The organism is Marinicauda pacifica (assembly GCF_004793635.1).
Lineage (GTDB): Bacteria > Pseudomonadota > Alphaproteobacteria > Caulobacterales > Maricaulaceae > Marinicauda > Marinicauda pacifica.
In genome coordinates this window covers 554,916-581,505 of the sequence record NZ_SRXV01000001.1, presented here as the reverse complement: position 1 = coordinate 581,505, position 26,590 = coordinate 554,916, and the positions used below count along the sequence as shown (strand labels likewise).

The 26,590-nt window shown below is 64.4% G+C and carries 27 protein-coding genes; 10 read left to right on the top strand and 17 right to left on the bottom strand.

Features of this window, described 5'->3' with window-relative positions:
- Nucleotides 1-17: 17 nt before the first annotated feature.
- Nucleotides 18-1,502 (bottom strand): amidohydrolase family protein, encoded by a 1,485-nt coding sequence (locus E5162_RS02885; RefSeq protein ID WP_135943436.1) that lies wholly within the window; start codon nucleotides 1,500-1,502, stop codon nucleotides 18-20.
- A gap of 170 nt (nucleotides 1,503-1,672) precedes the next feature.
- Between E5162_RS02885 and E5162_RS14720 the strand changes: the two genes are divergently transcribed.
- From E5162_RS14720 to E5162_RS02875, 3 genes are read left to right on the top strand one after another with little or no spacing between them, the layout of a single operon-like run.
- Nucleotides 1,673-2,050 (top strand): hypothetical protein, encoded by a 378-nt coding sequence (locus E5162_RS14720; RefSeq protein WP_158291177.1) that lies wholly within the window; start codon nucleotides 1,673-1,675, stop codon nucleotides 2,048-2,050.
- Between the two features lie 5 nt (nucleotides 2,051-2,055).
- The gene (locus tag E5162_RS14715; RefSeq protein ID WP_158291176.1) at nucleotides 2,056-2,613 is read left to right on the top strand and encodes an RNA polymerase sigma factor; all 558 of its coding nucleotides are present in this window, start codon (nucleotides 2,056-2,058) and stop codon (nucleotides 2,611-2,613) included.
- On the top strand, nucleotides 2,610-2,849 hold the full coding sequence (locus E5162_RS02875; protein WP_135943434.1) for a hypothetical protein: 240 nt from the start codon (nucleotides 2,610-2,612) through the stop codon (nucleotides 2,847-2,849). The genes E5162_RS14715 and E5162_RS02875 overlap by 4 nt, the downstream gene beginning before the upstream one ends.
- A gap of 155 nt (nucleotides 2,850-3,004) precedes the next feature.
- Here E5162_RS02875 and ssb read toward each other — a convergent pair whose 3' ends face one another.
- Complete coding sequence (gene ssb / locus E5162_RS02870; protein ID WP_135943433.1) at nucleotides 3,005-3,514, bottom strand: single-stranded DNA-binding protein; 510 nt, start codon at nucleotides 3,512-3,514, stop codon at nucleotides 3,005-3,007.
- A 215-nt stretch (nucleotides 3,515-3,729) separates the two neighbouring features.
- Between ssb and uvrA the strand changes: the two genes are divergently transcribed.
- Nucleotides 3,730-6,615, top strand: a complete 2,886-nt coding sequence (gene uvrA / locus E5162_RS02865; protein ID WP_135943432.1) for an excinuclease ABC subunit UvrA — start codon at nucleotides 3,730-3,732, stop codon at nucleotides 6,613-6,615.
- Between the two features lie 288 nt (nucleotides 6,616-6,903).
- Here the strand turns inward: uvrA and E5162_RS02860 are convergent, their stop codons facing one another.
- From E5162_RS02860 to E5162_RS02845, 4 genes are all read right to left on the bottom strand, one after another.
- The gene (locus E5162_RS02860; RefSeq protein ID WP_135943431.1) at nucleotides 6,904-7,545 is read right to left on the bottom strand and encodes an exopolysaccharide biosynthesis protein; all 642 of its coding nucleotides are present in this window, start codon (nucleotides 7,543-7,545) and stop codon (nucleotides 6,904-6,906) included.
- Nucleotides 7,546-7,570: 25 nt separating this feature from the next.
- Nucleotides 7,571-8,593, bottom strand: coding sequence for a CPBP family intramembrane glutamic endopeptidase (locus E5162_RS02855; protein WP_135943430.1), 1,023 nt, complete (start codon nucleotides 8,591-8,593; stop codon nucleotides 7,571-7,573).
- Nucleotides 8,590-9,618, bottom strand: a complete 1,029-nt coding sequence (locus E5162_RS02850) for a hypothetical protein (protein ID WP_135943429.1) — start codon at nucleotides 9,616-9,618, stop codon at nucleotides 8,590-8,592. The genes E5162_RS02855 and E5162_RS02850 overlap by 4 nt, the downstream gene beginning before the upstream one ends.
- Nucleotides 9,619-9,689: 71 nt before the next feature.
- Nucleotides 9,690-10,595, bottom strand: a complete 906-nt coding sequence (locus E5162_RS02845) for a hypothetical protein (RefSeq protein WP_135943428.1) — start codon at nucleotides 10,593-10,595, stop codon at nucleotides 9,690-9,692.
- A gap of 117 nt (nucleotides 10,596-10,712) precedes the next feature.
- Between E5162_RS02845 and trmFO the strand changes: the two genes are divergently transcribed.
- Nucleotides 10,713-12,116, top strand: coding sequence for a methylenetetrahydrofolate--tRNA-(uracil(54)-C(5))-methyltransferase (FADH(2)-oxidizing) TrmFO (gene trmFO, locus E5162_RS02840; protein WP_135943427.1), 1,404 nt, complete (start codon nucleotides 10,713-10,715; stop codon nucleotides 12,114-12,116).
- Here trmFO and E5162_RS02835 read toward each other — a convergent pair whose 3' ends face one another.
- Nucleotides 12,117-12,962 carry a phytoene/squalene synthase family protein gene (locus E5162_RS02835; protein ID WP_135943426.1) on the bottom strand — a complete coding sequence of 282 codons (846 nt, stop codon included), beginning with the start codon at nucleotides 12,960-12,962 and terminating at the stop codon, nucleotides 12,117-12,119. It lies immediately after the preceding gene.
- Nucleotides 12,963-13,090: 128 nt separating this feature from the next.
- On the opposite strand from E5162_RS02835, the gene E5162_RS02830 reads away from it, so the two are divergent.
- Nucleotides 13,091-13,690, top strand: coding sequence for a superoxide dismutase (locus tag E5162_RS02830; RefSeq protein ID WP_135943425.1), 600 nt, complete (start codon nucleotides 13,091-13,093; stop codon nucleotides 13,688-13,690).
- Nucleotides 13,691-13,767: 77 nt separating this feature from the next.
- Nucleotides 13,768-15,078, top strand: coding sequence for a serine hydrolase domain-containing protein (locus tag E5162_RS02825; RefSeq protein ID WP_135943424.1), 1,311 nt, complete (start codon nucleotides 13,768-13,770; stop codon nucleotides 15,076-15,078).
- On the opposite strand, the gene E5162_RS02820 is transcribed toward E5162_RS02825, so the two are convergent.
- The 9 genes from E5162_RS02820 to serS form a co-directional block, all read right to left on the bottom strand.
- On the bottom strand, nucleotides 15,075-15,458 hold the full coding sequence (locus tag E5162_RS02820; protein WP_233342129.1) for an Mth938-like domain-containing protein: 384 nt from the start codon (nucleotides 15,456-15,458) through the stop codon (nucleotides 15,075-15,077). The two genes, E5162_RS02825 and E5162_RS02820, sit on opposite strands and share 4 nt — an antisense overlap.
- A 4-nt stretch (nucleotides 15,459-15,462) precedes the next feature.
- Entirely contained in the window at nucleotides 15,463-16,437 is a 975-nt protein-coding gene (gene secF, locus E5162_RS02815; RefSeq protein ID WP_135943422.1) for a protein translocase subunit SecF, read from the bottom strand.
- 15 nt (nucleotides 16,438-16,452) lie between these two features.
- Entirely contained in the window at nucleotides 16,453-18,111 is a 1,659-nt protein-coding gene (gene secD / locus E5162_RS02810) for a protein translocase subunit SecD (protein WP_135943421.1), read from the bottom strand.
- A gap of 34 nt (nucleotides 18,112-18,145) precedes the next feature.
- Nucleotides 18,146-18,520, bottom strand: a complete 375-nt coding sequence (gene yajC / locus E5162_RS02805; protein ID WP_135943420.1) for a preprotein translocase subunit YajC — start codon at nucleotides 18,518-18,520, stop codon at nucleotides 18,146-18,148.
- Nucleotides 18,521-18,626: 106 nt separating this feature from the next.
- Nucleotides 18,627-19,565: a M23 family metallopeptidase gene (locus E5162_RS02800; protein WP_135943419.1), complete on the bottom strand. Its 939-nt coding sequence runs from the start codon at nucleotides 19,563-19,565 to the stop codon at nucleotides 18,627-18,629.
- A gap of 69 nt (nucleotides 19,566-19,634) precedes the next feature.
- Entirely contained in the window at nucleotides 19,635-20,051 is a 417-nt protein-coding gene (locus tag E5162_RS02795; RefSeq protein ID WP_135943418.1) for a hypothetical protein, read from the bottom strand.
- Between the two features lie 112 nt (nucleotides 20,052-20,163).
- The gene (locus E5162_RS02790; RefSeq protein WP_135943417.1) at nucleotides 20,164-20,808 is read right to left on the bottom strand and encodes a protein-L-isoaspartate(D-aspartate) O-methyltransferase; all 645 of its coding nucleotides are present in this window, start codon (nucleotides 20,806-20,808) and stop codon (nucleotides 20,164-20,166) included.
- A complete protein-coding gene (gene surE / locus E5162_RS02785; protein WP_135943416.1) occupies nucleotides 20,801-21,640 on the bottom strand; it encodes a 5'/3'-nucleotidase SurE in 840 nt (279 codons plus the stop codon). Before surE ends, E5162_RS02790 begins: the two co-directional genes overlap by 8 nt.
- Nucleotides 21,637-22,914: a serine--tRNA ligase gene (gene serS, locus E5162_RS02780; RefSeq protein ID WP_135943415.1), complete on the bottom strand. Its 1,278-nt coding sequence runs from the start codon at nucleotides 22,912-22,914 to the stop codon at nucleotides 21,637-21,639. Before serS ends, surE begins: the two co-directional genes overlap by 4 nt.
- Nucleotides 22,915-23,095: 181 nt before the next feature.
- On the opposite strand from serS, the gene E5162_RS02775 reads away from it, so the two are divergent.
- From E5162_RS02775 to tatC, 3 genes are read left to right on the top strand one after another with little or no spacing between them, the layout of a single operon-like run.
- Entirely contained in the window at nucleotides 23,096-23,332 is a 237-nt protein-coding gene (locus E5162_RS02775; protein WP_135943414.1) for a twin-arginine translocase TatA/TatE family subunit, read from the top strand.
- A gap of 24 nt (nucleotides 23,333-23,356) precedes the next feature.
- Nucleotides 23,357-23,842, top strand: coding sequence for a Sec-independent protein translocase protein TatB (gene tatB / locus E5162_RS02770; RefSeq protein ID WP_135943413.1), 486 nt, complete (start codon nucleotides 23,357-23,359; stop codon nucleotides 23,840-23,842).
- A complete protein-coding gene (gene tatC, locus E5162_RS02765) occupies nucleotides 23,839-24,639 on the top strand; it encodes a twin-arginine translocase subunit TatC (RefSeq protein ID WP_135943412.1) in 801 nt (266 codons plus the stop codon). The genes tatB and tatC overlap by 4 nt, the downstream gene beginning before the upstream one ends.
- Before the next feature lie 96 nt (nucleotides 24,640-24,735).
- Here the strand turns inward: tatC and ettA are convergent, their stop codons facing one another.
- Nucleotides 24,736-26,400 (bottom strand): energy-dependent translational throttle protein EttA, encoded by a 1,665-nt coding sequence (gene ettA, locus E5162_RS02760; protein ID WP_135943411.1) that lies wholly within the window; start codon nucleotides 26,398-26,400, stop codon nucleotides 24,736-24,738.
- Nucleotides 26,401-26,590: the final 190 nt, after the last annotated feature.

Sequence of the window (26,590 nt, the reverse complement as noted above, 5' to 3'; positions counted from 1 at the left end):
CCGGCCCGCACCGGCCCCTATTCCTGTCCGCGACCGCTGACCCGGCGTTCCACATCGGCCAGAAGCCCGTCAAGCGCCGCCCGGTCGTAGACCCGGCCATTGCTGATCACCGTCTCGATGCCACGCGTATGGCCGATCTCGACTAGCGGATCGTCGGCCAGAAGAAGCAGATCGGCCTCAGCGCCGACCCGGATCGTGCCGAGTCGGTCCTCCCGTCCGAGATAGCGCGCGGGTGTGTGCGTCGCCGCCCGCAGCGCATCCATCGGGCTCAGCCCGGCCTCGACCAGCCGCTCCAGCTCCTCGTGTACGCTGATGCCCGGCACAATCATTGTGTCGTTGGCGTCGGTGCCGAGCATGACCGGCACTCCGGCTGCGTGCGCCATCGCAGTGACCTGCAATCCCAGCCGGTAGAAGTCGCCATAATGGCTGCGGACCTCCTCCGGCGCGCCGGCGGTGCGGTCCAGATCCCGTTCCCACTCCTGCAGATGCGGTTCCAGCAGGTAAATCCGGGCGGGATGCGCGCGATACCCGGGCTCGCCGGCGCGCATATCCATCTCCCGCGTCCCGTGCGTCGGCACGAAATAGGTGCCGTTTTCCGCCAGCTCCGCCATCAGTTCCTGGCAGCGGTCCGGATCGAAAGTCGCGACGGTCTGCGACAGCCGCTCGGCATCGTCCGGCCATTCGGCTTCCGCTTCGCCGGCGAGCACGGCACGAATTCGCGCACGGTAGGTTTCGCCGAACCCGCTGCAATCGGTCACGATATCGGTGGCGTGCTCGATCGTGCGCATGCCGAGACGCGAAGCCTCCCCGGCCGAAACGACAAAGGGAATATGGCCTGAGACTTCCAGGTCCAGCTCGCCCGCGCGCTGCATCACGCCGTCAAGGGCGGCGGAAGAAATCGCGTGATAGAGTTTGATCAGATCGACGCCGCGCGCGTGCAGATAGTCGACCAGCGCCCGCCCCTCCTCGGCCGTGGCAGGCGTATAGAGCGGATCATGATCCGGTGGCAGATGCCCGGTCGGGTTGCTCTGCACGAAAGCGCTGGAGAGCCGGAGCAGATCCGGGCCCGGGATCTCGCCGGCACGGATTTGCGCGTCGTAGCGCAACAGGTCCTCGCGGCACAGGAAGGGCCCGCTCTGCGGCTCCCAGCAATCGCCGGCCATGTCGCGTACGCCGGTCACCCCGTGGGCGAGAAACAGCGCGAAACTCGTTTCCGCGACAAAGGACACATTGGTGTGGACGTGCATGTCCATCAGACCGGGGATGAGATAGCGCCCCTGCCCGTCAATGCGTCGTCCGTCGTAGGCCGCATCCGCCTCCGCGCTCGGCTCGATGGCGGCGATGAGCCCGTCGTCGACGGTCACACTCTGTCCCGCCATCACCGCGCGGGTGGCGGGGTCGATCACCGTGACGCCCTCGATCCGGACCGCGTCCTGGGCCGCAGCCGGGTTGTGCGCAGCAAGCGCCATGAGGGCGAGCGCCGACAGGCTCAACATCTTCATCTGGAAATCCCTTTCTTCGCCGCACCGGCCGGGATCGGCCCCATGCTTCTTCGCCGCTTAGATGCCGGCAGAACGGAATCGGGATGACATGAAAAATCTGGATGCAGGATTCATCCCGCCGCCACCCTGCCTGCATCTAACCCTGGAACCGGTCTTCAAGGAGCACCGCCATGGAAGACGACATCCTGGCCAAGTCCATCCCCATCCTGGTGACCGCCCTGGTCGCCGCCATCCCGATCAGCGCGCAATTCTTCGCCTGGCTGAAACGCCGGGCCGCGTTGAGGGTCGTACGGCTGATGGTGGAACGCTGCGAGCCGGTCGACCAGAAAGCGCTGGCGGCAATCGCCGCCGGCACGCGGCGACCGAAGCGCGATCTGCGGCGCGCCTTGCTGCTGCTCGCCCTGGTGCCGCCCGGCATTGGCGTGGCGCTGCTGATGGAAAACCAGCGCGCCATGCTGTTCGCGCTGTTCGTCACCGGCCTGCCGCTGCTGCTCGGCCTCGCCCATCTTGCATTTCATGTCCTGCTGCCGGACATGGACGACAGCTAAGCCTCGTGGCCGCGCACCCGCTCCATCAGATCGGCGACACCAAGCTGGTCCAGCTCTGCCAGGCCGCCGGCGATACCGGCGCCTTCGAGGAGCTCGTGCGCCGGCACCAGGGCGCACTGGTCGATTTCCTGACCTCGGTGACCCGGCATCGTCACGATGCCGAGGACATCGCGCAGACCGCTCTGATCAAGGCCTTCATGCGGATCGGCCGGTTTGACGGCCACTCGACCTTCCGGACCTGGCTCTGCGCCGTGGGCTACCGGGAATTCCTCATGCATGCGCGCCGCCACAGGGCGCATCTGCGCATTCTCGACCGCGCGCGCGGCGAAGTCCCGCCGCCAGCCGCCGCCGATCCGGACTGGCCGATCGATATGCGCCGGGCGCTGGAGGGGCTGAGTTCGGACGAGCGGCGCGGCGTGGTATTGTGCGACATCGCCGGGCTGACCCACGCCGAGGCGGCAAAATTGCTGCGCGTACCGGTCGGCACGCTGAAATCCCAGATCAAACGCGCCAAGTCGCGCCTTACCGCGACACTGGGACCGGACACGGAGGAGAAAAGATGACCATCCTTCCCCCCCGGGCGCAGCGCCGCGCCCTCACCCTCCGGCTGCGCCTGCGGCTGGTCCGGCATGGGCGGCGGATCGTCACCGGCGCCATCCTCGCGGCCTGGTTCGTCGCCTTCGCCATCGGACTGCCGCTCGCCGGCGACGGTTTCGCCGCGGACCCGCCGGGCTTCGGCCTGCTGGCACTCTATGCGCTGTTGGCGGCGCTGACGCTTTCGTGGAGCGAGGCGGAGTGACCGGACGGCAGGGCGTGCAAGAGGGGCGAAGCCAAGGCGGCCTCAGGGCCATATCGGGGTCGGCGGCACAGTCAGATCCCGGACCGGTCGTCCGACAAAAAAGAAGCCCCCGCACGTGCGGGGGCTTCTGACCGGCATCGTCAAACTTCCAGACCCTAGAACGGAATGTCGTCGTCCAGCGTGTCGGAGGAGAAATCCTCGCGCGGGCGGTCCTGGCGCTGTCCGCCGCCGCCGCCGCCGGAATAGCCGCCGCTGCCGCCGGACTGGTCGTCGGCCGCATAGCCGCCCGAGCGGCCTCCACCGCCACCTTCGCTGCGGCCATCCAGCATCTGGAGCTCGCCGCGGAATTTCTGCAGCACGACCTCGGTCGTATAGCGGTCCTGGCCGCTCTGATCGGTCCATTTACGCGTCTGGAGCTGGCCTTCCACGTAAACCTTGGAGCCCTTTTTCAGATAATTCTCCGCGACCTTGGCCAGGTTCTCGTTGAAGATCACCACATTGTGCCATTCGGTCTTCTCGCGCCGCTCGCCGGACTGCTTGTCTCGCCACTGCTCCGACGTGGCGATACGCATATTGACCACCGGATCGCCGGAATTGAGCCGCCGGATCTCCGGATCGGCGCCCAGATTCCCGACAATGATTACCTTGTTTACGCTTCCAGCCATTCTACCATCCCGTCGAGCTTGCGTTCTTGTTGAAATTTGTTCACATAATGTTCCGCGCGTCAAGGCGCGGCGATTCCTGCCGAGTTCACCTTACTCTTGGCCCTGAGTCCATCGCCTCCGCTGAGGCGGCCGGAACCAAAACACACGCAAGGTGGATAGAGAGGTGTCGCTTTCCTAAGTAAGTCACTTCGCGCGAAGAGAGACCTGTAGGCCCGATGTCCGATCCCCATAAGCACATCTCCGTTCGCGGCGCCCGCGAGCATAATCTCAAGGACGTGTCCGTCGATCTGCCCCGCGACAGGCTGATCGTGTTTACCGGCCTGTCCGGTTCGGGCAAGTCCTCGCTCGCCTTCGATACGATCTATGCCGAGGGGCAGAGACGCTATGTCGAGAGCCTGTCGGCCTATGCGCGCCAGTTCCTGGAGCTGATGAGCAAGCCGGACATGGACTCCATCGAGGGTCTCTCCCCGGCCATCTCCATCGAGCAGAAGACGACCTCGAAGAATCCGCGCTCCACCGTCGGCACGGTGACCGAGATCTACGACTATATGCGCCTGCTCTGGGCGCGCGTCGGGACGCCCTACTCGCCGGCCACCGGCGAACCGATCTCGGCCCAGACCGTGTCCCAGATGGTCGACCGGCTGATGGCCCTCGAGGACGGCGCAAAGCTCTATCTGCTCGCGCCCATCGTACGCGGGCGCAAGGGCGAATACCGCAAGGAGTTTGCCGAGCTGCTCAAGCAGGGCTTCCAGCGGGTCAAGGTCAATGGCGAGTTCTATGCGCTGGAAGACGCGCCCGAGCTCGACAAGAAATACAAGCACGATATCGACGTCGTGGTGGACCGTATCGTCATCAAGGAAGGGCTCGAACAGCGCCTCGCGGATTCCCTGGAAACCGCGCTGCGTCTGGCCGACGGCCTCGCCGCAGCGGAGTTTGCCGCGGCCTCCAGCGGCTACGAGACCGGCGAGCGGATGATCTTTTCCGAGAAGTTCGCCTGCCCGGTGTCCGGCTTCACGATCGAAGAGATCGAACCGCGCCTCTTCTCCTTCAACAACCCGTTCGGGGCCTGCCCGGCCTGCGACGGTCTCGGTCAGAACCTGAAATTCGACGAGGAGATGGTCGTCCCCGACCGCGAGAAATCGCTCTACGACGGCGCCATCGCGCCCTGGAACCGGGCCACGTCCAAGCTCTACCAGCAGACGCTGGACGCGCTCGCCGATCATTTCGACGCCTCGATGTTCACCCCGTGGCGCGATCTGCCGGAGGCTTTCCGCAAGATTGTGCTGTTCGGCACGAAGGACAAAGTCACCTTCACCTACGAAGACGGGCTGCGCCAGTTCAAGACCACCAAGGCGTTTGAGGGCGTCATCCCGAACCTGCAGCGCCGCTGGCGCGAAACCGACAGCGCCTGGGTGCGCGAGGATCTGGCCCGCTTCCAGTCGTCCCAGCCGTGCGAGACCTGCGGCGGCAAGCGCCTGAAACCCGAAGCGCTCGCGGTGAAGGTCGGCGGCTGCGACATCTCCGAGGCGACCGAGCTGTCCATCCGCAACGCCAACACCTGGTTTGAAAACGTCGAGGGCAAGCTCAGCGACAAGGAACAGGAGATTGCGCGCCGCATCCTGAAGGAAATCCGCGAGCGCCTGCGTTTCCTGGTCGATGTGGGTCTGGACTACCTCACCCTCAGCCGGGCCTCCGGCACGCTGTCGGGCGGGGAAAGCCAGCGCATCCGCCTGGCCAGCCAGATCGGTTCGGGGCTGACCGGCGTGCTCTACGTGCTCGACGAACCCTCCATCGGCCTGCACCAGCGCGACAATAGCCGGCTTCTGGAGTCTCTTCGCGGACTGCGCGATCTCGGCAATACCGTGATCGTCGTGGAGCACGACGAGGAAGCGATCGATACGGCCGACTATGTCGTCGACCTGGGGCCCGCCGCCGGCGTTCATGGCGGCGAGATTGTCGCCCAGGGCACGCCGGAGGAAATCCGCGCCAACCCGAAAAGCCTGACGGGCCAATACCTCTCCGGCGCGCGGATGATCGAGGTGCCCGAACGGCGCCGCAAGATCGACAAGAAGCGCCTGCTCACCGTGAAGGGCGCATCCGGCAACAATCTGAAGACCATCGACGCGCAGTACCCGCTGGGCATCTTCTGCTGCGTCACCGGCGTTTCGGGCGGCGGCAAGTCGACCCTGACCATCGAGACCCTCTACAAGGCCGCGGCCCGCCGTCTGAACAAGGCCAGCGCCGTGCCCGCCACCCACGATACGGTCGAAGGGCTCGACCATCTCGACAAGATCATCGATATCGACCAGAGCCCGATCGGGCGCACGCCGCGGTCCAACCCGGCCACCTATACCGGCGCCTTCACCCCGATCCGCGAATGGTTCGCCTCCCTGCCCGAGGCCAAGACGCGCGGCTACAAGCCGGGCCGCTTCTCCTTCAACGTGAAGGGCGGACGCTGCGAAGCCTGCCAGGGCGATGGCGTGGTGAAGATCGAGATGCACTTCCTGCCCGACGTCTATGTCGAGTGCGATGTCTGTCACGGCAAGCGCTTCAACCGCGAAACGCTGGAGATCGAGTTTAAGGGCAAATCCATCGCCGGCGTGCTCGACATGACGGTCGACGAGGCCGCGGATTTCTTCAAGGCCGTGCCATCCGTGCGCGACAAGATGGTCACGCTCCAGCGCGTCGGCCTCGGATATCTGAAGGTCGGCCAGCCGGCCACCCAGCTCTCCGGCGGCGAGGCCCAGCGCGTCAAGCTGTCCAAGGAGCTGTCCAAGCGCGCCACCGGGCGCACGCTCTACATCCTGGACGAGCCCACGACCGGCCTGCATTTCGAGGATGTGAAGAAGCTGCTCGAAGTTCTGCACGAGCTGGTCGAACAGGGAAATTCCGTCGTGGTGATCGAGCACAATCTCGATGTCATCAAGACCGCCGACTGGCTGATCGATCTCGGGCCTGAAGGCGGGGATGGCGGCGGCTATATCGTGGCGGCCGGCACGCCCGAACATGTCGCAGGCGTCGAGGAAAGCTGGACCGGCCGCTACCTGAAACCCCTCCTCGAACGCGACCGCAACCGCCAGAAGAAGCTCAAGGCGGGGTAGGATCGGCGGTTAGCCTCGCGCCGATCCCTGCCTGAGCGCAGCCCGCGAATCGATTTCCCGGGACAAATCTGTGGAAAAGTGTTAATAATAGAAGTCTGCCCCGGAAGCGCTGCGTGCCGATACGGCTTTTCCGAAACCTCAAGTTTGATGTGAAATCGCTTGCACAGGCAGTGCACTGTAGAGGCAGGCTAGAAACCGCAAAGACATCCATGTCTCCACAAGGCGCGGGCTACCCCGAGGTGGCCGGCGCCTCTTCCTGTCTGGCGCCGTGTTCGCCGGCAGTCCGGTCTAGAACACCATCGTCAGGACCCAGACCGATCCCCCGATCGTGGCAAGCGATGCCAGGATGCCGAGGACGATGACGATCCCGTCATGGGTGGTCAGTCCCAGGCTCAAGAGGATCAGGGCCACCGCCGGGATCACGATGCCGCCGGGGACGCTGGCATAGATCAGCATGAGAATGCTGACGAGCAGGCACAGGATGGAGATGAGGCGCGGCATCGGATCGCGCAGGGCCAGCGCGAAGCGCGGGACCACCATGCGGTCGATCCATTTGATGACCGGCCGCGATTTTTCGAGTCCCTTTTCAAACCCGTCGCGGTCCATCTTCATGTTGCGGATCGGCGAAGGCAGCCAGAGCTTCGGCTTTGACACGACGAAGTGAAACGAGATGAAGAAGGCCAGGCCCGCCATCGCATAGCTGACGCCGGGCAAGGCTCCGACCACCGGCAGGACCGAGAGAAGCGCCGGGATCAGCAGGAGCGGCCCGAAGGAGCGGTGAGCCAGCGCCTCGAGAATATCGTCCACGCTGATCGTCTCGCTGTCGCCCTCTTTCGTGAGATCCTCCAGGACGTCCTGAAGGCTGGACGGGTCGGAGTCCACGTCGTCCTTGTCGTCCTGTTTTTCGGCCCGGGTCTTGTCGCTCGCCATCGTCCGGCTCTCCGCAGGTCTGCGCCTACCGCGCTTGCCTGCGCGTCCTCGTCAAACGCCAAAGCATGAAAATGGAGAAGGTTCCGAATACAAGCGCCTGGGCGAGAATTTGCGGCTGGAAGCCGGAGCTGGCCGCCATGCCGGTCGCCTGCTCGAACACGCGGCTGACCGCCTCGCCTATGGTCGCCTCGGGCTGGCTCGCGATCATGTAGCTGACCGGACCGATCACGGAGACCGCGTTGAAGGCGCCATGCAGTCCGATCACGCCCCAAAGCGACCCCTGCCTCAGGGCGAGAAGGCCCAGGAAAAGTCCCGTCATCGAGATGCCGGCCAGCGCCGCGAGCCCCATGTAGAACCCGCTCATGAAGACCTGAAGGTGGAAGAGCGCGAAGACGAGCGCGGTCACGCCAACCCCGGCGATCCGGCCCCAGCGCGCGCTCAGCGTGCTCATCAGCCATCCGCGAAACACGATCTCCTCCACCCCGCCCTGGATGAAGAAGAAGGCCGCCAGCCCGCCAATGACCAGCCAGACCGTCGGGTCGGCGAGCCGCCCCCAGTCCGCCGTCTGTGCCGCGTCCGTCACGTCCACCGGGGCAATCAGCCCGATCAGCAGGCCGGTCGCCGACAGGGCGATGATCGCGGCGATGGCAAGTCCGGCCCCGTTGACGAAGAGCCTCCCCGCCCGCTCCGCGCGAAAGCCGATCGTGGAGAGGCCGCGTCGTTCAAATCCCGACACCCACGCGAGCGACAGCCCGCCCCAGGTCAGGAAGAGGACCAGCATGAGCGGAAAGAAGATGACGGGCGGCGGCAGCTCCGACAGCGCGGCCGTCATCGCTTGCGGGTCAGAGAACACGCTCGCGCCATGGGCCGAGACCGTCCAGGCGATCTGGCCTACGACCATGGCGATCGTGGCGACAAGATAGAAGCCGACGACCAACGCGATGGCGCCCGCGCCCCAGCTGCGCCGGGCATTCGGCGGCCATGGCGCATAGAGAGCGGTGTGTGCCGGACTGTCTGCGGTCTCGAAGGCGGGAAGGTGCTCGCTCATCCTTCGTGCGGCGCGTCCCCGACAGAGCCCGCCGGCGCTCCGATGTCCTCGGTCCGCGCCGTGTCACCGCCCGAGTGGCGCACAGCCGCATAGGCCCCGACGCCGTGCCACAGACCCTCCATGAAGACCTGCATCACGAATTGAAGCAGCAGGAAGAGGATCAGGGATGCCGCGATCCCAGGCTGGCTGAACAGCTGGCCGGCCATGTCGAACACCTGCTCGGCAGTCTTCACCCCGGTCGTGCTCATCTGCTCGATCGTCTGGAACGACCCGGCAAACCCGGCAAACAGGACGATCTGCTGGATGATCCCGACGATCACGCCCAGCACGAGGTAGACGGCAAGGAGCAGCAGGTAGGACAGGAACATCCAGCCCACGATGCCGCGCGTTGCCGAAAAGCTCTCGAACACGCGAAAGGCCCGCTCGTTGATGGTCATGGCGGGACCGGCCGCGAACTTGATCGCCAGCCAGATGAGCGCCACGCCGATCGCTACCGAGAACAGGAAGCCGAGCAGGCCTGCGCCCAGTCCCGACCACACCGAGCCCTCGCCCGCCGCGATCAGTCCGGCGCCGCCAGCCCCGGCAAGAACGAAGAAGACCGAACCGAAGAGGCTGATCACGATCGCGATCGCGAGAAGCACGATATTCACGCCGAGCAGGCGCAGCTCGTCGAGCCCGAACCGGAGCGGGATGACCGGCTTGACCTCGTCGCGGGTCATCAGGCGCAGCCAGGCCGCCTGCACGGAAACCAGCACGATGATGTAGAGCACCGTGCCCAGCAGACCGGTCAGGCCGAATGATCCTATGATCGCAAGGACTTCGCCGAACTCAGGCTCGGACTTGCTCTGCGCGAGCCTCATGATGGTGGCCAGCGCCGGGGCGAGCGCTGCAAAAAGGATCGAGACCAGCACCGCGTAGGCGATCAGCTGTGTGATCAGGATCGCAAGGAAGCCGCCCGGCCGCCGGCCGATCGTCTTGAAAAAGAAAAATGTCGCAGTCGCAAAGTCGTAGCGTTGCTCGCTCATCGCCAATTCCCCCTGGCCTGACCGTTCCGGGATGGCCGGTTCGCCACCCCTCTCACGCGAAGACTAGCCTCTCACAGCTGACGCGTCTTGTCAGTTTCGAGACGGTGGGCGTTCTCCCGGGCATAAATCCGGTACAAAGCACACACGAGGCCGGTCAGCGGGGCGCCGAGCAGCACCATTTTCAGACCTCCATAGACGAAGCTAATCGCGGCGAGGCCGAGCGGCGAACCGGTCACATCGCCGTTCGCGTTCACCAGACTCTGCGGGCTGGCCGGAGCTATGCCGAATAGCGTCCCGAGCGCGGAATTGATCATGAGGATCATGACGAGACCGGGGAAAATAACGGCCGCTGCGCTGAGTGTAATGGCGACAAAGCGGCCGGTAGATAACGGCCAGACCGACAGAATGCGCACCCGCCGGCCGTCCAGCGTCGCCGGCACACCCAGCGAAAGCCTCGAAAACAGCCAGATCGAGAAGATCGCAAATCCGCCCATCAGAACCAGCGCGACGGCCCATTCGCCTGGTCCGAAAAGCGAGAAAATATTGATAAACCCTTCTGGCGGCTCACTCATTCCGACCCGCTCCGCCCCGATCATCGCCAGCGCCGCGAGCATGAAGGCGAGCACGACGAGGGCCGTGCCTAGAACCGTAAAGCTCAGAATTACAACAAGAAACGCCACCCAGATCAGGCGCAACTCGTCGCCTCCGGCCTGGAAGCCCAGCGGGGTGGAGGCCTGCATCCCCAGCGCCACCCGCCCCCATCCGGCCAGCACGACACAGAAGACCCCGAACGCGGCCAGCGTCGCGATCAACGCCCCGAGCCCTGCGGCCGACGAGCCTGCCGCCAGGTAGAGCGTCAACACGCTTTGCACCGCAAAAACAACGCCGTAGAGGCCAGCCCCGGCCAGCACCATGCGGGCGTTGGCGATCGGAAATTGGAGGGCGGCGCGCAGGGCGCCCGGTTCGATCCATCTCATGGGAGCGGACTTAGCCCGATTGGACCGTCCGGCCAAGCCGGGTGCGGCATCCGGTCCGGCGCGGGTCACCTCACCTCCCCCATTTCACCGCCGCTTCAAATCGCCTATATCCGCGCCATGACCCACACCACCCCCATTCATATCGTCGGCGGCGGCATGGCCGGTTGCGAAGCAGCCTGGCAGGCCGCCGAGGCGGGCGCGCGTGTCGTGCTTCACGAAATGCGCCCGGTACGCAAGACCGAGGCCCACCAGACCGATAGCCTGGCCGAGCTCGTCTGCTCCAACTCTTTCCGCTCCGACGACGCCTCCACGAATGCGGTCGGCCTGCTGCACGAAGAGATGCGCCGCGCCAACTCGCTCATCATGGCGATGGGCGATCGCCACCAGGTGCCCGCCGGCGGTGCGCTCGCCGTGGACCGGGAAGCCTTCGCCCAGGCCGTCACCGCGGCCATCGAGGCCCACCCCAATATCGAGATCGTGCGCGAGGAGATTGCCGGGCTCCCGCCGGAGAGCTGGGACAGCGTGATCGTCGCGACCGGCCCCCTCACCTCTCCCGCGCTCGGCGAGGCCGTCCACGCCCTCACAGGTGAAGGCGAACTGGCCTTTTTCGACGCGATTGCGCCCATCCTCTATGCGGACTCCATCAACATGGACGTGGCGTGGAAACAGTCGCGCTACGACAAGGGTGACACCGAGGAAGACAAGGCGGCCTACATCAATTGTCCGATGGACAAGGACCAGTACGAGGCCTTCATCGACGCGTTGCTGGCCGCGGAAAAGACCGAGTTCAAGGAGTGGGAAAAGGACACGCCCTATTTCGATGCCTGCCTGCCGATCGAGGTGATGGCCGAGCGCGGGCGCGAAACGCTGCGCCATGGCCCCATGAAGCCGCGCGGCCTGACGAATGCGCATGATCCGGACGTGAAGCCCTATGCGGTGGTGCAGCTGCGCCAGGACAATGCGCTGGGCTCGCTATTCAACATGGTCGGCTTCCAGACCAAGATGAAATACGGCGTCCAGACCGACATTTTCAAGATGATCCCGGGTCTGGAAGAGGCCCGGTTTGCCCGTCTCGGCGGCATTCACCGCAACACCTTCCTGCATTCCCCGCGGGTTCTGGACGGTATGATGCGCCTCAAGGCCCGGCCTTCCTTGCGGTTTGCCGGCCAGATCACCGGCGTCGAAGGCTATGTGGAAAGCGCGTCCATGGGATTGCTCGCGGGCCGTTTTGCGGCCGCGGAAAAGCTCGGACTGCCGGTCACCCCGCCCCCGCCAACGACGGCGCTGGGTGCTTTGCTCACCCACATCACGACCGGCCATGTGCCTGGCAAGAAAGGCGCTTTCCAGCCGATGAATGTCAATTTCGGCCTCTTCCCCGATATCGAGGCGCCGAAGACCGACGCCGAGGGCAAGCGGATTCGCGGCAAGGCCAAAAGCAACGCCAAGAAGATGGCCCAGTCGGCCCGCGCCCTCGCCGACATCGACGCCTGGCTGGACCGCCGGGCGGAGGCCGCGGAGTAGCTAAACCCGCCCGGTGAGCGATCCCCACATGAGGCGCCACTGGCGCTGGAAGAGCGGGCGGTCGACCGGTTCGCGGTAGGGATCGCCAGCTCTCTCTGCCGTCCGCAAATAGCCGCGCGCAAGGCCGGCATAGCCGACCGCCGGGAAGACCGCGGCTGGCAGCGCCTGGCGTGTCTGCGACAAGGTCATTGCCTGCGTGCGCGCTTCGGTGAACAGGCCGGACATGGCCGCCTTGACCGTTTCCGGCTTGCGGCCGCGTGTCAGGTCGATCTCCGTGAGGCCCTGCGCGGCAAGCTCGTCCGCAGCGAAGGGCGGACGTCCGGCCGACGCGAGCGCGGGCAGTGCCCGAATGAGTCCGGTCAGGCCCCATAGCCGTCCTGCCGCTTGAACGGCGGTTCCGGCTTCGCCGGAGAGGTCGAGCTCGGGGTCCAGCAGCCGGACCGCAGCCTGCATCAGCGCGACGGCGGTCCGGTCGACATAGTCCAGCCGGTCGGTGCGGGTCGGGAACGGACCCGCACCCAGATCGGCATTGCGTGCTTCGATCAGCGTGATCAGCGTTTCCCGGTCCGGGCCGCCCGGTGCCAGGCGCAGCTCGCTCAGGGCTTCGTAGATATCGTGCCGGCGCACCTTGGGCGGATCGGCAAACAGATCCTCGACCGCGTCGCGTGACCACTGCAGACGCATCTCCCCGATCATGGGCTCGCTGACCGCATCGGGGATGCGCGCGATTTCATGGTAGAAGGCATAGAGTGCGTACAGGCGCCCGCGCGGCTCAGCTGGCGCAAACAGCGCCGCCAGGCGCCGGTCGGGGTCGTCCGTGGCAAGAAGCGCGTCGAAGTCGGTCACGAATTGTGGGTCTCCACGGTGGACAGGGCTGTATGACGCCCCATATGAAATTTGAATTGAAAAAGGCCAACCCGAACGGGGTGTTCTGCGTTGGTCAATTACATCTGTCGATAAAGGAGACATTCAAGATGGCTTTTTCGCTGCCTGACCTTCCCTATTCCAAGGACGCCCTGGCGCCCCACATCTCCTCCGACACGCTGGAATTCCACCACGGCAAACACCACAAGGCCTATGTCGACAAGGCCAATGATGCGATCAAGGGTACCGAGCTGGAAGGCCAGGATTTGGTCGATGTGATCCGGAAATCGTGGGCCACCAAGAACATGGGCGTGTTCAACAACGCGGCCCAGATCTGGAACCACACCTTCTACTGGAATTCGATGAGCCCGAATGGCGGTGGCAAGCCGACGGGCGAGGTTGCCGATGCGATCGATCGCGATTTCGGCTCCTACGACAAGTTCGCCGACGAGTTCAAAGCCGCCGGTGCCGGCCAGTTCGGCTCGGGCTGGGCATGGCTCGTCGTCAAGAACGGCAAGCTGGAAGTGCGCAAGACGCCGAATGCCGAGCTGCCGCTCACTGAAGAAGGCGCCCATCCGATCCTGACAATGGACGTCTGGGAACACGCCTATTATCTCGATTATCAGAACAAGCGCCCCGACTATATCGGCGCCTTCCTAGACAAGCTGGTCAACTGGGATTTCGCGAACGAGAATCTCAAGAAAGCCTGACCTGTTTCGCATTAGAGATTGACCTTGGAGACGGTCGCGGCAAGCTAGCCGCGACCGTTTTCATTTAGGGGGATCTCATGTCGACACGCGCCTGGCTGGCCGCCATTGTGGCCACACCGCTGCTTCTCACGGCCTGCACCCAGCAGGATCGCTTGCAGGAAAGCCCTGGAGAGCAGGCGGAGACGCCCGCCGCGCCGCGTCTCGATCCCGATGCGCTTGCTGGCTTCGACGCCCGGCTCGATGCCCTGGCGGCCAGCGGGGACCGTTCGGGCTTCGTCGCAATCCTGGCCGACGATACCGAAATTCTTCATGTCAGCGAGGCCGGCTACGCCGACATCGAAACCGGCCGGCCGATGGATGCCGACACGGTCGTACGCATCGCCTCCATGACCAAACCGGTCACGGCAGTGGCCATCATGATGCTCGTCGAGGACGGAGCGATTTCGCTGGAAGATCCGGTGTCCGACTACATCCCCGCCTTCGCTGAGACCGAAGTGGCCACTTCACTGCAGGTTGACGGCACCTATGAAATCCCCACCGAGCCCCTTGCCCGCCCCATCACGATCGAGGACCTGCTCACGCACACATCCGGCATTGGCTATGTCTTCGACTACGAAACCAATCTCGGCGCGCTCTATATCGATCAGGACATCTACGCGATGGAGGGCAGCCTTGCCGAGCGTATCGAGGCTCTTGCCGGCCTGCCGCTCTACTTCCAGCCGGGCGAGCGATGGTTCTATTCCTACGCCAACGACGTGCTGGGCCGGGTAGTGGAAGTCGCGTCAGGACAGCGTCTGGAGGCTTTCATGGACGCCAACATCTTCACCCCGCTGGGCATGGACGACACCAGCTTCTTCCTCAACGAAGAGATCGAACCGCGCCTGGCCACGCTCTACACTCATGGCGACGATGGCTCGCTGACTGCTCTGTCCGTCGAACAGGACCTTATCCGCAACGCCGAAGTGGAGGCAGGAGGAGCCGGCCTGTTTTCGACCGCCAACGATTACATCCGCTTCGGCCAGATGCTGGCCGGAGGAGGAGCGCTTGGCGATGTGCGGCTGCTGGAAGCGGACACCGTGGCAACGATGGTAACGCCGCACGTACAGGGCGAGCGCATGCCGGACGGCATGTCGGCGATCAATCTCGGCTATGGATATGGCTTCGGCGTCTATGTCGCCGATGCGCCGGAGGGCGTGCCCGGCCATGCCGGTGATTTCGGGTGGGGCGGGTATTTCGACACCGACTTCTTCGTCAGTCCGTCCACCAATCTCGTCGGGCTCATCCTGGCGCAGGAGCAACCGGGGCCCACGACCGGCGAGACCACCGGCGCACGCGGCATCTTCCGCGCGCTGGCGTTCGAAGCCCTTCCCGAGAGGGGCGACGGCTAGACCGCGATCAGCGCCGCGCCCACGCGGCGCGCTTCGCCTGCAATGATGTTGTAGATGCGGCAGGCGGTGGGCGTGTCCGCCACCTCCAGCCCTATGCCCGAATCGCGAAACAGCTTGCGCACTTCCGGCGCCGGATGGCGCATGCGCGCCCCGACCCCGAGAACGACAACGTCCGGACGCGTCTGCGCCTCGACGAATACGGCAAAGTCATCAGCCGTGAGACTCTTTGCGTCTGCGCCACTGGGCATGGGCCAGGCCAGCGCCTGACCGGCGAAGAGCTTGATCGAGCCCTCGTGCCGGTCGCCGGCTATGCGAAACCCGCCCTCACCGAAGGCATCGATGGCCAGCGGTGCATCAGCATGACGTTGGCGTTGTGCCATGGGCCTAGGCTTCCTCATCCTCGTCGCTGGTACGCTTGACCCCGGTCAGGGTCAGGAGTGGAGCCGCCACGAAAACCGACGAATACGTCCCGATCACGACGCCCCAGATCAGCGCGAGCGCGAACCCCTGGAGAGCCGCGCCTCCGATCAGAGCCATCGCTATGAGCGCAACGAGCGTCGTGCCGGAGGTCAACACGGTGCGCGACAGCGTCTTGTTGATCGCCTTGTTCAGGACCTCCTCTGTGGGGAGCGTCTTGAACTTGCGGAATTTTTCCCGGATGCGGTCATAGACGACGACGGTGTCGTTCATCGAGTAACCGACAATGGTCAGGATCGCGGCGATGGTCGAGAGGTTGAATTCGAGCTGGGTGACCGCAAAGAAGCCGATCGTCGCGATAACGTCGTGGATCAGCGCCAGAACGGCGCCGACCGAATACTGCCATTCGAACCGGAACCAGATGTAGAGCAGCATCAGGAAGAGCGCGGCGATAACCGCGGTGGTCCCGGCCACCACCAACTCACCGGAGACCTGCGGGCCCACGACTTCGAGGCGGCGATATTCGATACCCTCAAACTGGTCTGACAGCGCGGCCTGGATCTGGCTCCGCACGACCTGCTGAGCCTGTTCCTCGTCGATCCCGGTTTCTTCGACACCGGGCATGGCCATCACCGCTTCCGGCGACATCGTGCCGACGGTGATGAGTACTTCGGTGTCCGAGCCGAAGCTCTGAACATTGACCGCCGAGATGCCGATTTCCTCCATCGTGGAGCGGATAGTGCCCAGATCGGCCGGCTCCTGGGTCTGCACCTCGATCAGCGTACCGCCGCGAAAATCGATGCCGAAATTCAGTCCCACGACAAAGAAGGCCGCGAGCGAGCCGAGCATGAGCGCGGCGGATACCGCGAAGGCGGCCCAGCGCAGCCGGATGAAGTCGAAGCTGGATTCGGTGGGGATGAAGCGGACGAGCGCGAGTTTCATGATCTGTCTTTCCCCTTACATCGCCAGCGTCTTGGGACGCGAGCGCCGCAGCCAGACCGCGATCAGCAAGCGTGAGAAGGTGAAGGCGGTAAATACCGATGTCAGGATGCCGATACCCAGCGTCACGGCGAAGCCGCGAACCGGGCCGGCCCCCATCATGTACAGCACCGAAGCGGCGATAAAGGTCGTCACGTTGGCATCCAAAATCGCGGCAAACGCGCGGTCATAGCCAATCTCGACGGCGTTCACCACGGTGCGCCCGTTGCGGTATTCCTCGCGTATGCGTTCGAAGATGAGCACGTTGGCATCCACGGCCATGCCGATGGTCAGGATGATCCCTCCGATACCCGGCAGGGTCAGCGTCGCCTGAAGGCCTGACAGTGCGCCCAGGATCAGCACGACGTTGACGAGAAGCGCAACCGTCGAGACGACACCGAACGAGCCGTAGGCGGCCAGCATGAAGAGGATGACCAGGGCAAAGCCGATGAGGACAGCGGTCTGACCGGCCTCGATGGAGTCCTGCCCCAGCCCGGGTCCCACGGTGCGCAGCTCGACCGGGGTCAGCGAGGCGGGAAGCGCGCCCGCATTGAGCATGTTGGCGAGATCGCTCGCCGACTGGACGGTGAAGCCGCCCTCGATGATGCCGGAGCCGCCCAGGATCGGGCTGTTGATGCGCGGCGCCGAGATCACCTCACCGTCAAGAACCACGGCAAAGCGGCGCCCGACATTCTGCGAGGTTGCCTCGCCGAACGCGGTTGCGCCGGATGTGTTGAAGCGGAAGGCCACAACGACCTGGCCGTCCTGGAATTGCTGGCTTGAATCGACCAGCTGGTCGCCGGTGATCAGCGCGCGGCGCTGCACGGCGATGTAGGGGCTCGCGCCGAACTCGGCGGCGCCGGGATAGGGCAGCACCATCACGCCCGGCGGTGTCCGCGCTTCGCCGGCCGGACCGATGTCCACATCGCTCTCGACCATGTGAAAGGTCAGACGGGCCGCCGTTCCAACCAGATCGATGATCCGTTGAGGATTACTCTCGCCAGGCACCTGGACCAGTACCCGGTCATCGCCCTGGCGGGCAATGGTCGGCTCGGTCGTGCCGGTGGAGTCGATGCGCCGGCGGATCACGTTGATCGACTGGCTGACGGTGCGTTGCTGAATCGCTTCGAACGCGGCATCGGTCACCGAGAGCCGGATCGTCTGGCCGTCCTCGCCGCGCGAGATGTCGAGCGTCTGGGCCATGCCCTGCCCGCCACCGGTCGTCGTGACCGGCTCGTTGAGATCCCGCAGGCGCGCCATGGCCGCGTCCATGTCTTCGGCATCGGACAGACGCACGACGACTTCTTCGCCGACGACCGCCGGACGCGCCGAAAAGATAGGCGGGCTGGTGCGCAGCGTGTTGCGCACATCCTCGGCCAGGTTGGTCAGGCGCTCTTCGCGCACCTCTTCCATATCGACTTCAAAGACGATGTGAGACCCGCCGCGCAAGTCGAGACCAAGATTGACGGTCTGGTGCGGCAGTATCGTCCAGATACCTTTGGGCTCGGGCGCTTCGCCCTCGGAACTGGTCTGTTCCAGCCGGACGGATTCGGGAACGAAGTTCGGTACGCTGAACAGCACACCGACCACGATCGCACCGACAATGAGGGCGATCTTCCAAGGCGCAAAATAAAGCATGACGCTCCTGCGAGATTAGTCGTCAAAGCGCCGTTCAGGCGCGCTCGTCCTCGTCTTCGTTCGCCGCAGCCGGCTTCGAAGGTTCGGTCCGCGCACGCACTTCGGAAATCGTGTGCTTGATCACCTTCACGCGCACGCCCTCGGCGAGCTCGACCGTCACTTCGGTTTCGGCGATCCGGGTGACCTTGCCGATCATGCCGCCGGCAGTAACGACTTCGTCGCCGCGGCGCAGGTTTTCCACCATCTCACGGTGCTTCTTCATGCGCTGCTGCTGCGGACGGATGAGCAGGAAGTAAAACACCACGAAAATCAGGAGGAAGGGCGCAAGCTGGATCACCAGCCCGCCAATTCCGCCAGCCCCGCCGGGGGCCGCCGTGGCGATAGTCACGAAGTCGGCGTCAAAAAACATCAGTACAGTCCTTGCCGATAATGAGGGTTCACGCGAGTCGCGGGACTATATCGGCGCGCAGCCGCGTTGCAACAAGAGCGGCCGCGTCGAATCAGCCCGTGCAATCTCAGCGAAGATAGTCGGCAGGGTCGACCGGCGTCACGCCTCGGCGGATTTCGAAATAGAGCTGGACGCGCTCGGCATTGCCGGTTGCCCCGGCCTCCGCGATCTGGGCCCCGCTCCTGACCTCGTCACCCACGGCAACGAGCAGACGGCTGTTGTGCGCGTAGGCGGTAACCCAATTGCCGCCATGGCGGATCAGGACAAGATTGCCATAACCCTGAAGCTCGTTTCCGGCATAGACCACTTCGCCGGCCGCGGCCGCCTGCACCGGCGCGCCGACGCGCGCCGCGATCGTCCAGCCATCTTTGCGTCCCCCGCCCTCTTGCGGGCCGAAACGCGACAAGACTTCGCCGCGCAACGGCCAGGAGAAGTCAGGAGCGTCCGCGGCGGGCGGCGGAGGAGGCGGTGGCGGAGATGCAGGACGGCGCGGCGGGGCTTCCTCAAGGCGGACCTCGCGGTCTGGCCTTGCCACAGACGGAGTTGAAACCGGCTGACGGGCCTCGCCGCGTACCCTCAATTCCTGGCCTGGATAGATGGTATAGGGGGCGTTCAGTCCGTTAAGCGCCGCGAGCGCCTCCACGCTCATGCCGTGCGCCAGAGCAATGCGATAGAGATTTTGACCGCGCTGGACCACATAGGTCGATGGTCCCGGCACTCGCAGGGTCTGGCCCGGCGAGATCGTGTAGGGAGCGGCAAGGCCGTTTTCCGAGGCAAGTTCGCCGAAGGACACGCCGCAGCGCTGCGCAATTGCGCTCAGCGTGTCGCCGGCCCGCACGGTATAGCTGGAGCCGCATGGCCGCGAGGCACCGGCCGACGCCTGTCCATCGCCAATGCGGTAGACCACATCGGCCGGCCCGCGCGGGGACGAGCTGCACCCGGCCAGCACGGTCAGCGCGGCAGCAAGAGCGGTCGTAACTCGCAAGGCGCAGGCGCGCTGGCCCATTCAGGCAGCTCCATGATTAACACGGCAGAATGGGATCATTGTCTGCCGATAGCGTTAATCAGGCGTTAGTTACTCTGCCCCGGCCACCGGTTCGAGACGCTCGAACTCGGACAGGCCGCACGAGCCGGCGAACATCCCGCCATTGCTGTCGACCACCTGGACGATCTCGCCGCGGCACAGCTGGCCCGTCGGGGTCTCATATTGCAGATAGGTGAAATCGCTCGACGCATTGTTGCAACCGCCACCCACGATGTTGAGGTACATCGTGCCGTCGTTCATTTCGATACGCCACGCGCTGTCGGTCACCGGGTCGATCGTGTCGATCAGGCGCGGATTAAGGCAGGTACGTGTCTCTCCGGTGCGGACATAGCCCTCTGTGGCTTGCGCGATCTCGCCTTCGTCGACCGTCGCGGTCGAAGCACACGCGGACACGCCAGCCATCAGGGTAGCGATCGATGCAGTAGAAATGATCATGCGAACAGACATGGATTTCCTCCTGCCCGTGGTTACGGGCTCTTGCATAGCGGCGAAAATCAGACGCACGGGAGCGCCGCGCGCCGTCGCCAATCTCTTGACCATGCCATGAAAACAGGCGCGCTTACAGAGCCTTCGCGGCGCCCGCGACCAGGGGCACGAAACGCACGTCGCCCAGCGTCGTCTCTTGGACCGCGTCGCCGTCGCGCTGATAGCGCATCAGGGTCTGGACCGGGCCGTTCTGGACGGGGGCGACGCAAATGCCACCATCCTTGAGCTGGTCGAGAAGCGTTTCGGGACGCTCCGGCGCAGCCGCAGTGACCATGATGCGATCGAAGGGAGCCTGCTCGGGCCAGCCTTTCGACCCGTCGCCGATCCGCGTCACGATATTGGTCAGACGCTGGGCGGCGAACCGCTCCTCCGCAGCCTTCATCAACGTGCGATAGCGTTCGATCGTGTACACACGGCGTGAGAGGCGCGCCAGGATAGCGGCCTGGTAGCCCGACCCCGTGCCGATTTCGAGCACCTTGCACCGGTCATCGACCTTCAGCGCTTCGGTCATCATCGCCACGATATAGGGCTGGGAAATCGTCTGGCCGCAATCGATGGGAAGGGGCCGGTTCTCGTAAGCCTGATCCAGAAACCCTTCAGCCACAAAGACATTGCGCGGTGTGCGCTCCATTGCCGAGAGCACCGCCTTGTCCGTAATGCCGGCCCGGCGCAGCGCCATGACCAGCTGGATCGATCTTGGATCGTGGGCGTCAGCCATCGCGCTGGCTCGCATCGGCTTGAGTGCCGGAGACCGGAGAAATTGCGCTGTCCAGCGCCTCGCTCAAACGGTCACGCGTTTCGTGGTGGGTGAGATCGATGTGCAGCGGCGTAACCGAAATACGCCCCTCATAGACAGCGCGTAGATCGGTACCCACCGCCGGGTCGGAGAGTTTTCCTTGAAAACCAAGCCAGTAATAGGCCTGACCGCGCAGATCCTCGCGCTGTTCGGCATGCAGGTTATGCTGGTCGCGCCGTCCCTGCACAGTCACTTCCAGTTCGCCGACATCCTGCGGATCGCGGTCTGGGAAGTTGACATTCATGATCACGTTCTCGCTCCAGCGCGCCTCCAGAAGGCGCCTGAGCACTTCGGGACCGAAGGCGCGCGCGGTCTCCCACTTGATCGCCGCCCGGCCAGCAAACCCGTAGGCCTGGGAGAAAGCGATCGAGGGAATGCCCAGCGTGAGACCCTGCATCGCGCCGGCCACCGTCCCGGAGACCGTGACGTCCTCGGCAATATTTTGGCCGCGATTGACGCCGGACAGGATCAGGTCAGGCTCCTTGCCTGTCACAATGTCCTGCACACCCATCAGCACGCAGTCGGACGGCGTACCGGTGACCGCAAACCAGCGCTCTTCCACCTCGCGCACGCGCAGTGGCATGTTCAAGGTCAGCGCCCGGCTCATGCCCGACTGCTCCTCGGCTGGGGCCACCACCCAGACATCGTCGGAGATCGAGCACGCAATTTCGTGCAGCACCTTCAGGCCCGGGGCCCGGACGCCATCGTCATTGGTGATCAGGATGCGCGGATTGTCGCCCAGAAAGGAACTCATGACGCGCTCAGCACCTCAAGCCCGCCCATATAGGGGCGCAGCGCCTGGGGTATGGCAATCGAGCCGTCCTCGTTCTGGTGGTTTTCCAGAATGCCGACCATGGCCCGGCCGACCGCGACGCCGGAGCCGTTCAGCGTGTGCAGGAATTCCGGCTTCTTCTCGCCCTCCCGCTTGAAGCGCGCATTCATCCGGCGCGCCTGGAAATCTCCGCAGTTGGAGCAGGAGGAAATTTCGCGGTAGGTCTGCTGGGTCGGCACCCAGATTTCCAGATCGTAGGTCCTGCAGGCGGCAAACCCCATGTCGCCGGTGCACAGAAGCATCACGCGGTAAGGCAGCTCAAGCCGGCGCAGGATTTCCTCGGCGCACGCCGTCATCCGCTCCAGCTCCTCCTCGCTGTCTTCGGGCTTTGCGATGGAAACCATCTCAACCTTGTCGAACTGGTGCATGCGGATCAGGCCGCGCGTGTCGCGCCCGGCGGAGCCCGCTTCGGACCGGAAGCACGGCGTGTGCGCGGTCAGGCGCATCGGGAAGCCGGCTTCGCCATGCACCGCGTCGCGCACCATGTTGGTCAGCGGCACTTCGGCGGTCGGGATCAGCCAGCGATCGTCAGCCTTGAAGAGATCTTCGGAGAATTTTGGCAGCTGCCCAGTCCCGAACAGTGCTTCGTCGCGCACCAGATAGGGCGGGCTCACCTCAAGATAGCCGTGCTCCTGCGTGTGGATGTCCAGCATGAACGCCGCCAGTGCGCGTTCCAGCCGGGCCAGTCCCCCGGACAGGATGGCGAAGCGGGCCCCGGACATCGCGGCGGCTTTTTCAAAATCGAGCCCGTTCAGCCCTTCGCCCAGGGCGACGTGGTCCTTGGGTTCGAACGAGAAGTCGCGCGGATCGCCCCAGCCGCGCACCTCCTCGTTGGACTCCTCGTCCTTGCCGGCCGGCACGTCTTCCAGCGGCATGTTGGGCAGGGCCGCAAGATGCTGGTTGAGAAGTTCGTCACCCTTACGGGCAGCCTCGTCGGCCTCTTCCATGCGGGCCTTGAGGGTGTCGACCTCGGTGCGCAGGCGGTTGAATTCGTCCTCGTCGCCCTTGGCCTTGGCCTGACCGATCAGTTTCGATTTGGTATTCCGCTCGGTTTCCAGCTCCTGACGGGCGGAGGTGGCCTCGCGGCGCTCCCGGTCCAGCTCGATCAGGCGAGCGGCCTGGGGCTCAAGCCCGCGTGCGGCCATTGCCGCATCGAAAGCATCGGGGTTTTCGCGGATGAAACGGATGTCGTGCATGGAAATTCAAGGCCTCTGGCGCGCGGGCGGGTTCTCGCCTGCGTGATAGCGCCGGGCACCGGCTGCGTCCACCGCAACGCACGCCTGTTCGGGCGCTCGTCTGCGGGGTCTGTTGGACCGGAACGAGAATATCCTCTAGTGATGAGTTCGAGAAGAGTGTCTCAACCATGGGAGAGCGTAGATGGCGCCGCATTGGACCGGCTTGCTCATCGTGGCGATCCTGCTCCTCCTGCTATTCGGCGGCCGGGGCAAGATTTCCTCGCTGATGGGCGATTTCGCCAAAGGAATCACCGCGTTCCGCAAGGGGCTGAAGGATGAGGACGAGAGCGATACTCCCGCCTCCGACACCACCCGGCTCGATCGCGACGGTGAGGCGCCGGAGTCCGAGCGGACGCGCGAGCGCAGTTCGAACTCCTAACACCGCGAAACGGGGGCGAGCGCCATGAACCCGGGTATCGGCGCGCCGGAACTCCTGGTCATCTTCATTCTCGCGCTGGTCGTCGTCGGCCCGCGCGACCTTCCCTTGATGATGCGCAAGCTGGGCCGCGCGATCGCGCAACTGCGCTCGATGGCGCGCGATTTCCAACGCAGCTTCGAAGAGCTTGGCCGCGAGGCGGAGATGGAAGAGCTGCGCAAGGAAATCCAGGCGCTCAAGAACTCGAACCCGGTCGGCGATGTGAGCCGGGAGATCAAGGCGGCCGAAAACGAGTTGCGCGACCTGAAGGTCGACCGGCCTCACCCGCGCACCGGCACGTTCGGGGGTACGGCCCGCAAGGTGCCCAAGAGCGATCCCGGCGCGGATGCGCCCCCGCCCTCAACTACTGACGGGGACGCGGTCGATCGGGCGGTGGCAGAGGATACCGAGCAGATGCTGCCCCTCGACCAGCGGGAAGACCGAAAGACCGCTTCAGGCAATGACGCCTCATGACTGATACGCCTGAAGACGATATCGAAGCGTCGCGCGCGCCGTTGATGGACCACCTGATCGAGCTGCGCGGCCGGCTCATCGTGACCCTGATCGCCGTGGCAATCGGGTTCGGCGCCTGCTTCTTCCTCGCCGAGACGATCTACAACATCCTGCTGGTACCGTTCGAGGATGCCTCCCGGCGCCTGCGCGGCGACGATCTGGAACTCCAGCTCATCTTCACCGCCCCGCTCGAATTCTTCTTCGTGAAGCTGAAACTCGCCCTGTTCGGCGCCATCATCGTCGCCTTTCCGGTGATCGCCTACCAGGTCTGGGCCTTCGTGCGACCGGGGCTTTACAAAAATGAGCGCCTGGCCTTCGCACCCTTCCTCATTGCCTCCCCGGTCCTGTTCGCGGTCGGCATGGCCTTCGTCTACTATTTCATCCTGCCCTTCATCATGAGCTTCGCCCTGGGCCAGGAACAGGCGGCAGGCGAAGGACGCGCACAGATCCAGCTGCTGACGCGTGTCAGCGAGTATCTCAACCTTGTCACCACGCTCATCCTGGCATTCGGGATCAGCTTCCAGCTTCCCGTCCTGCTCTCCCTGCTCGGCAAGGTGGGCATCATCACGTCCAAGCAGCTCATCCAGTGGTGGAAGTTTGCGGTCGTGGGCATCGCGGCCTTCGCCGCCTTCGTCACGCCGCCGGATCCGATCAGCCAGATATTCCTCGGCATCGCCATGCTCGGCCTCTATGGACTCTCCATCCTCGCGGTGAAGCTGGTCGAGCCAAGGGAACGCGGCGACGACGGGAGCGAGTAACCGCGGCGAAATTCCGGCCCGCCCTCAAACATCGGACAAAAAGAAACCCCGGCGCTGCTTCGCCGGGGTTTCGATTTTCGCTGAACTTCCAGCCAATTACCGCGCGAACTTCTGGAACTTGATCCGGTGCGGGATCTCCGCGTCGGTGCCCAGGCGCCGCTTCTTGTCTTCGACATAGTCGGAGAAGCTGCCTTCGAACCATTCCACGTGGGAATCGCCCTCAAAGGCGAGGATGTGCGTGGCGATCCGGTCCAGGAAGAAACGGTCGTGCGAGATCACCACGGCGCAGCCGGGGAAATCCTCAAGCGCCGCTTCGAGTGCTGAGAGCGTTTCAACATCGAGATCGTTGGTCGGTTCGTCGAGGAGGAGCAGATTGCCGCCCTCCTTGAGCATCTTGGCCAGGTGGACGCGGTTGCGCTCACCGCCCGAGAGGACGGAGACCTTCTTCTGCTGGTCGCCGCCCTTGAAGTTGAAGGCGCCGACATAGGCCCGGCTCGGCACTTCGTGACCGCCCAGGTTGAGCACGTCATTGCCGCCGGAAATCTCTTCCCAGACATTCTTCGTGCCATCCAGCGCGTCGCGGCTCTGGTCGACATAACCCAGCTTGACCGTCTCGCCGAGGGTGACATTGCCCTCGTCGGGCTGCTCCTCGCCGGTGATCATCTTGAACAGCGTCGTCTTGCCGGCGCCGTTGGGACCGATCACGCCGACCACGCCGCCCGGGGGCAGCTTGAAGTCCAGGTCCTGGATCAGAAGCTTGTCGCCGAACGCCTTGGTCACATGGTCGAATTCGACCACGTTGCCGCCCAGGCGCGGACCCGGGGGGATGCGGATCGTGGCGGTGGAAATCTTTTCCTTGTCCGCCCGGTCGCGCATCTCCTCATAGGACTTGATACGCGCTTTTGACTTGGCTTGGCGAGCCTTGGGCGAGGAGCGGATCCAGTCCAGCTCGCGCGACAGGGCACGCTGCTTGGCGCTTTCCTCGCGCGATTCCTGGGCCAGGCGCTTGGTCTTCTGCTCCAGCCAGTCCGAATACCCGCCCTGGTAGGGAACGCCCTGGCCGCGATCGAGTTCGAGCGTCCAGGTGGTGATGGAGTCCAGGAAGTAACGGTCGTGCGTCACGATCAGCACGGCGCCGTCATAGTTTTCCAGGTGATGCTGGAGCCAGGCGACCGATTCCGCGTCGAGGTGGTTGGTCGGTTCGTCAAGCAGCAGGATGTGCGGCTTGGACAGAAGCAGGCGGCAGATCGCGACGCGGCGGCGCTCACCGCCCGACAGCGTCGTGACGTCGGCTTCCGGCGGCGGGCAGCGCAGCGCGTCCATCGCCATCTCGATCTTGGAATCGATGTCCCACGCGTCGCGCGCATCGACCTGCTCCTGCAGAGCGGTCATCTCTTCCATCAGCTCGTCGGAATAATCCTCGGCGAGCTTCATGGCGATCGCGTTGTAGGCGTCGTAGATCTTCTTGTCTTCGCTGCCCTCGATGACGTTCTCCCAGACCGTCTTTTCCGGATCGAGCTGGGGTTCCTGGGGCAAATAGCCGACGCGAACGCCCTTCTCCGCCCAGGCTTCGCCGGTGAAGTCCTGATCCTGTCCGGCCATGATGCGCAGGAGGGAGGACTTACCGGCGCCATTAACCCCGACAACGCCGATCTTGGCGTCGGGCAGGAAGTGCAGCGAAATGCCGGAAAAGACCTGCTTCCCGCCGGGATAGGTCTTGGCCAGATTGTCCATGTGGTAGACGTATTGATAGGACGACATGGGCCGTCAGCGCTCCTTCATGGGGCATGTTGGGAATTTGGTCGCTCTCATAGCGGAGACACGCGCCTGCGGCAATGCACACAGGCATGGAAAGGCGTCCAGACGGAGGGCTCAGCGACGCCGCGGCCGACGTGCCGCCTCGCGTTCCCGCCGGAGTTTCTCTTCGGGCCAGCGTCGGTGGATTTGCCCG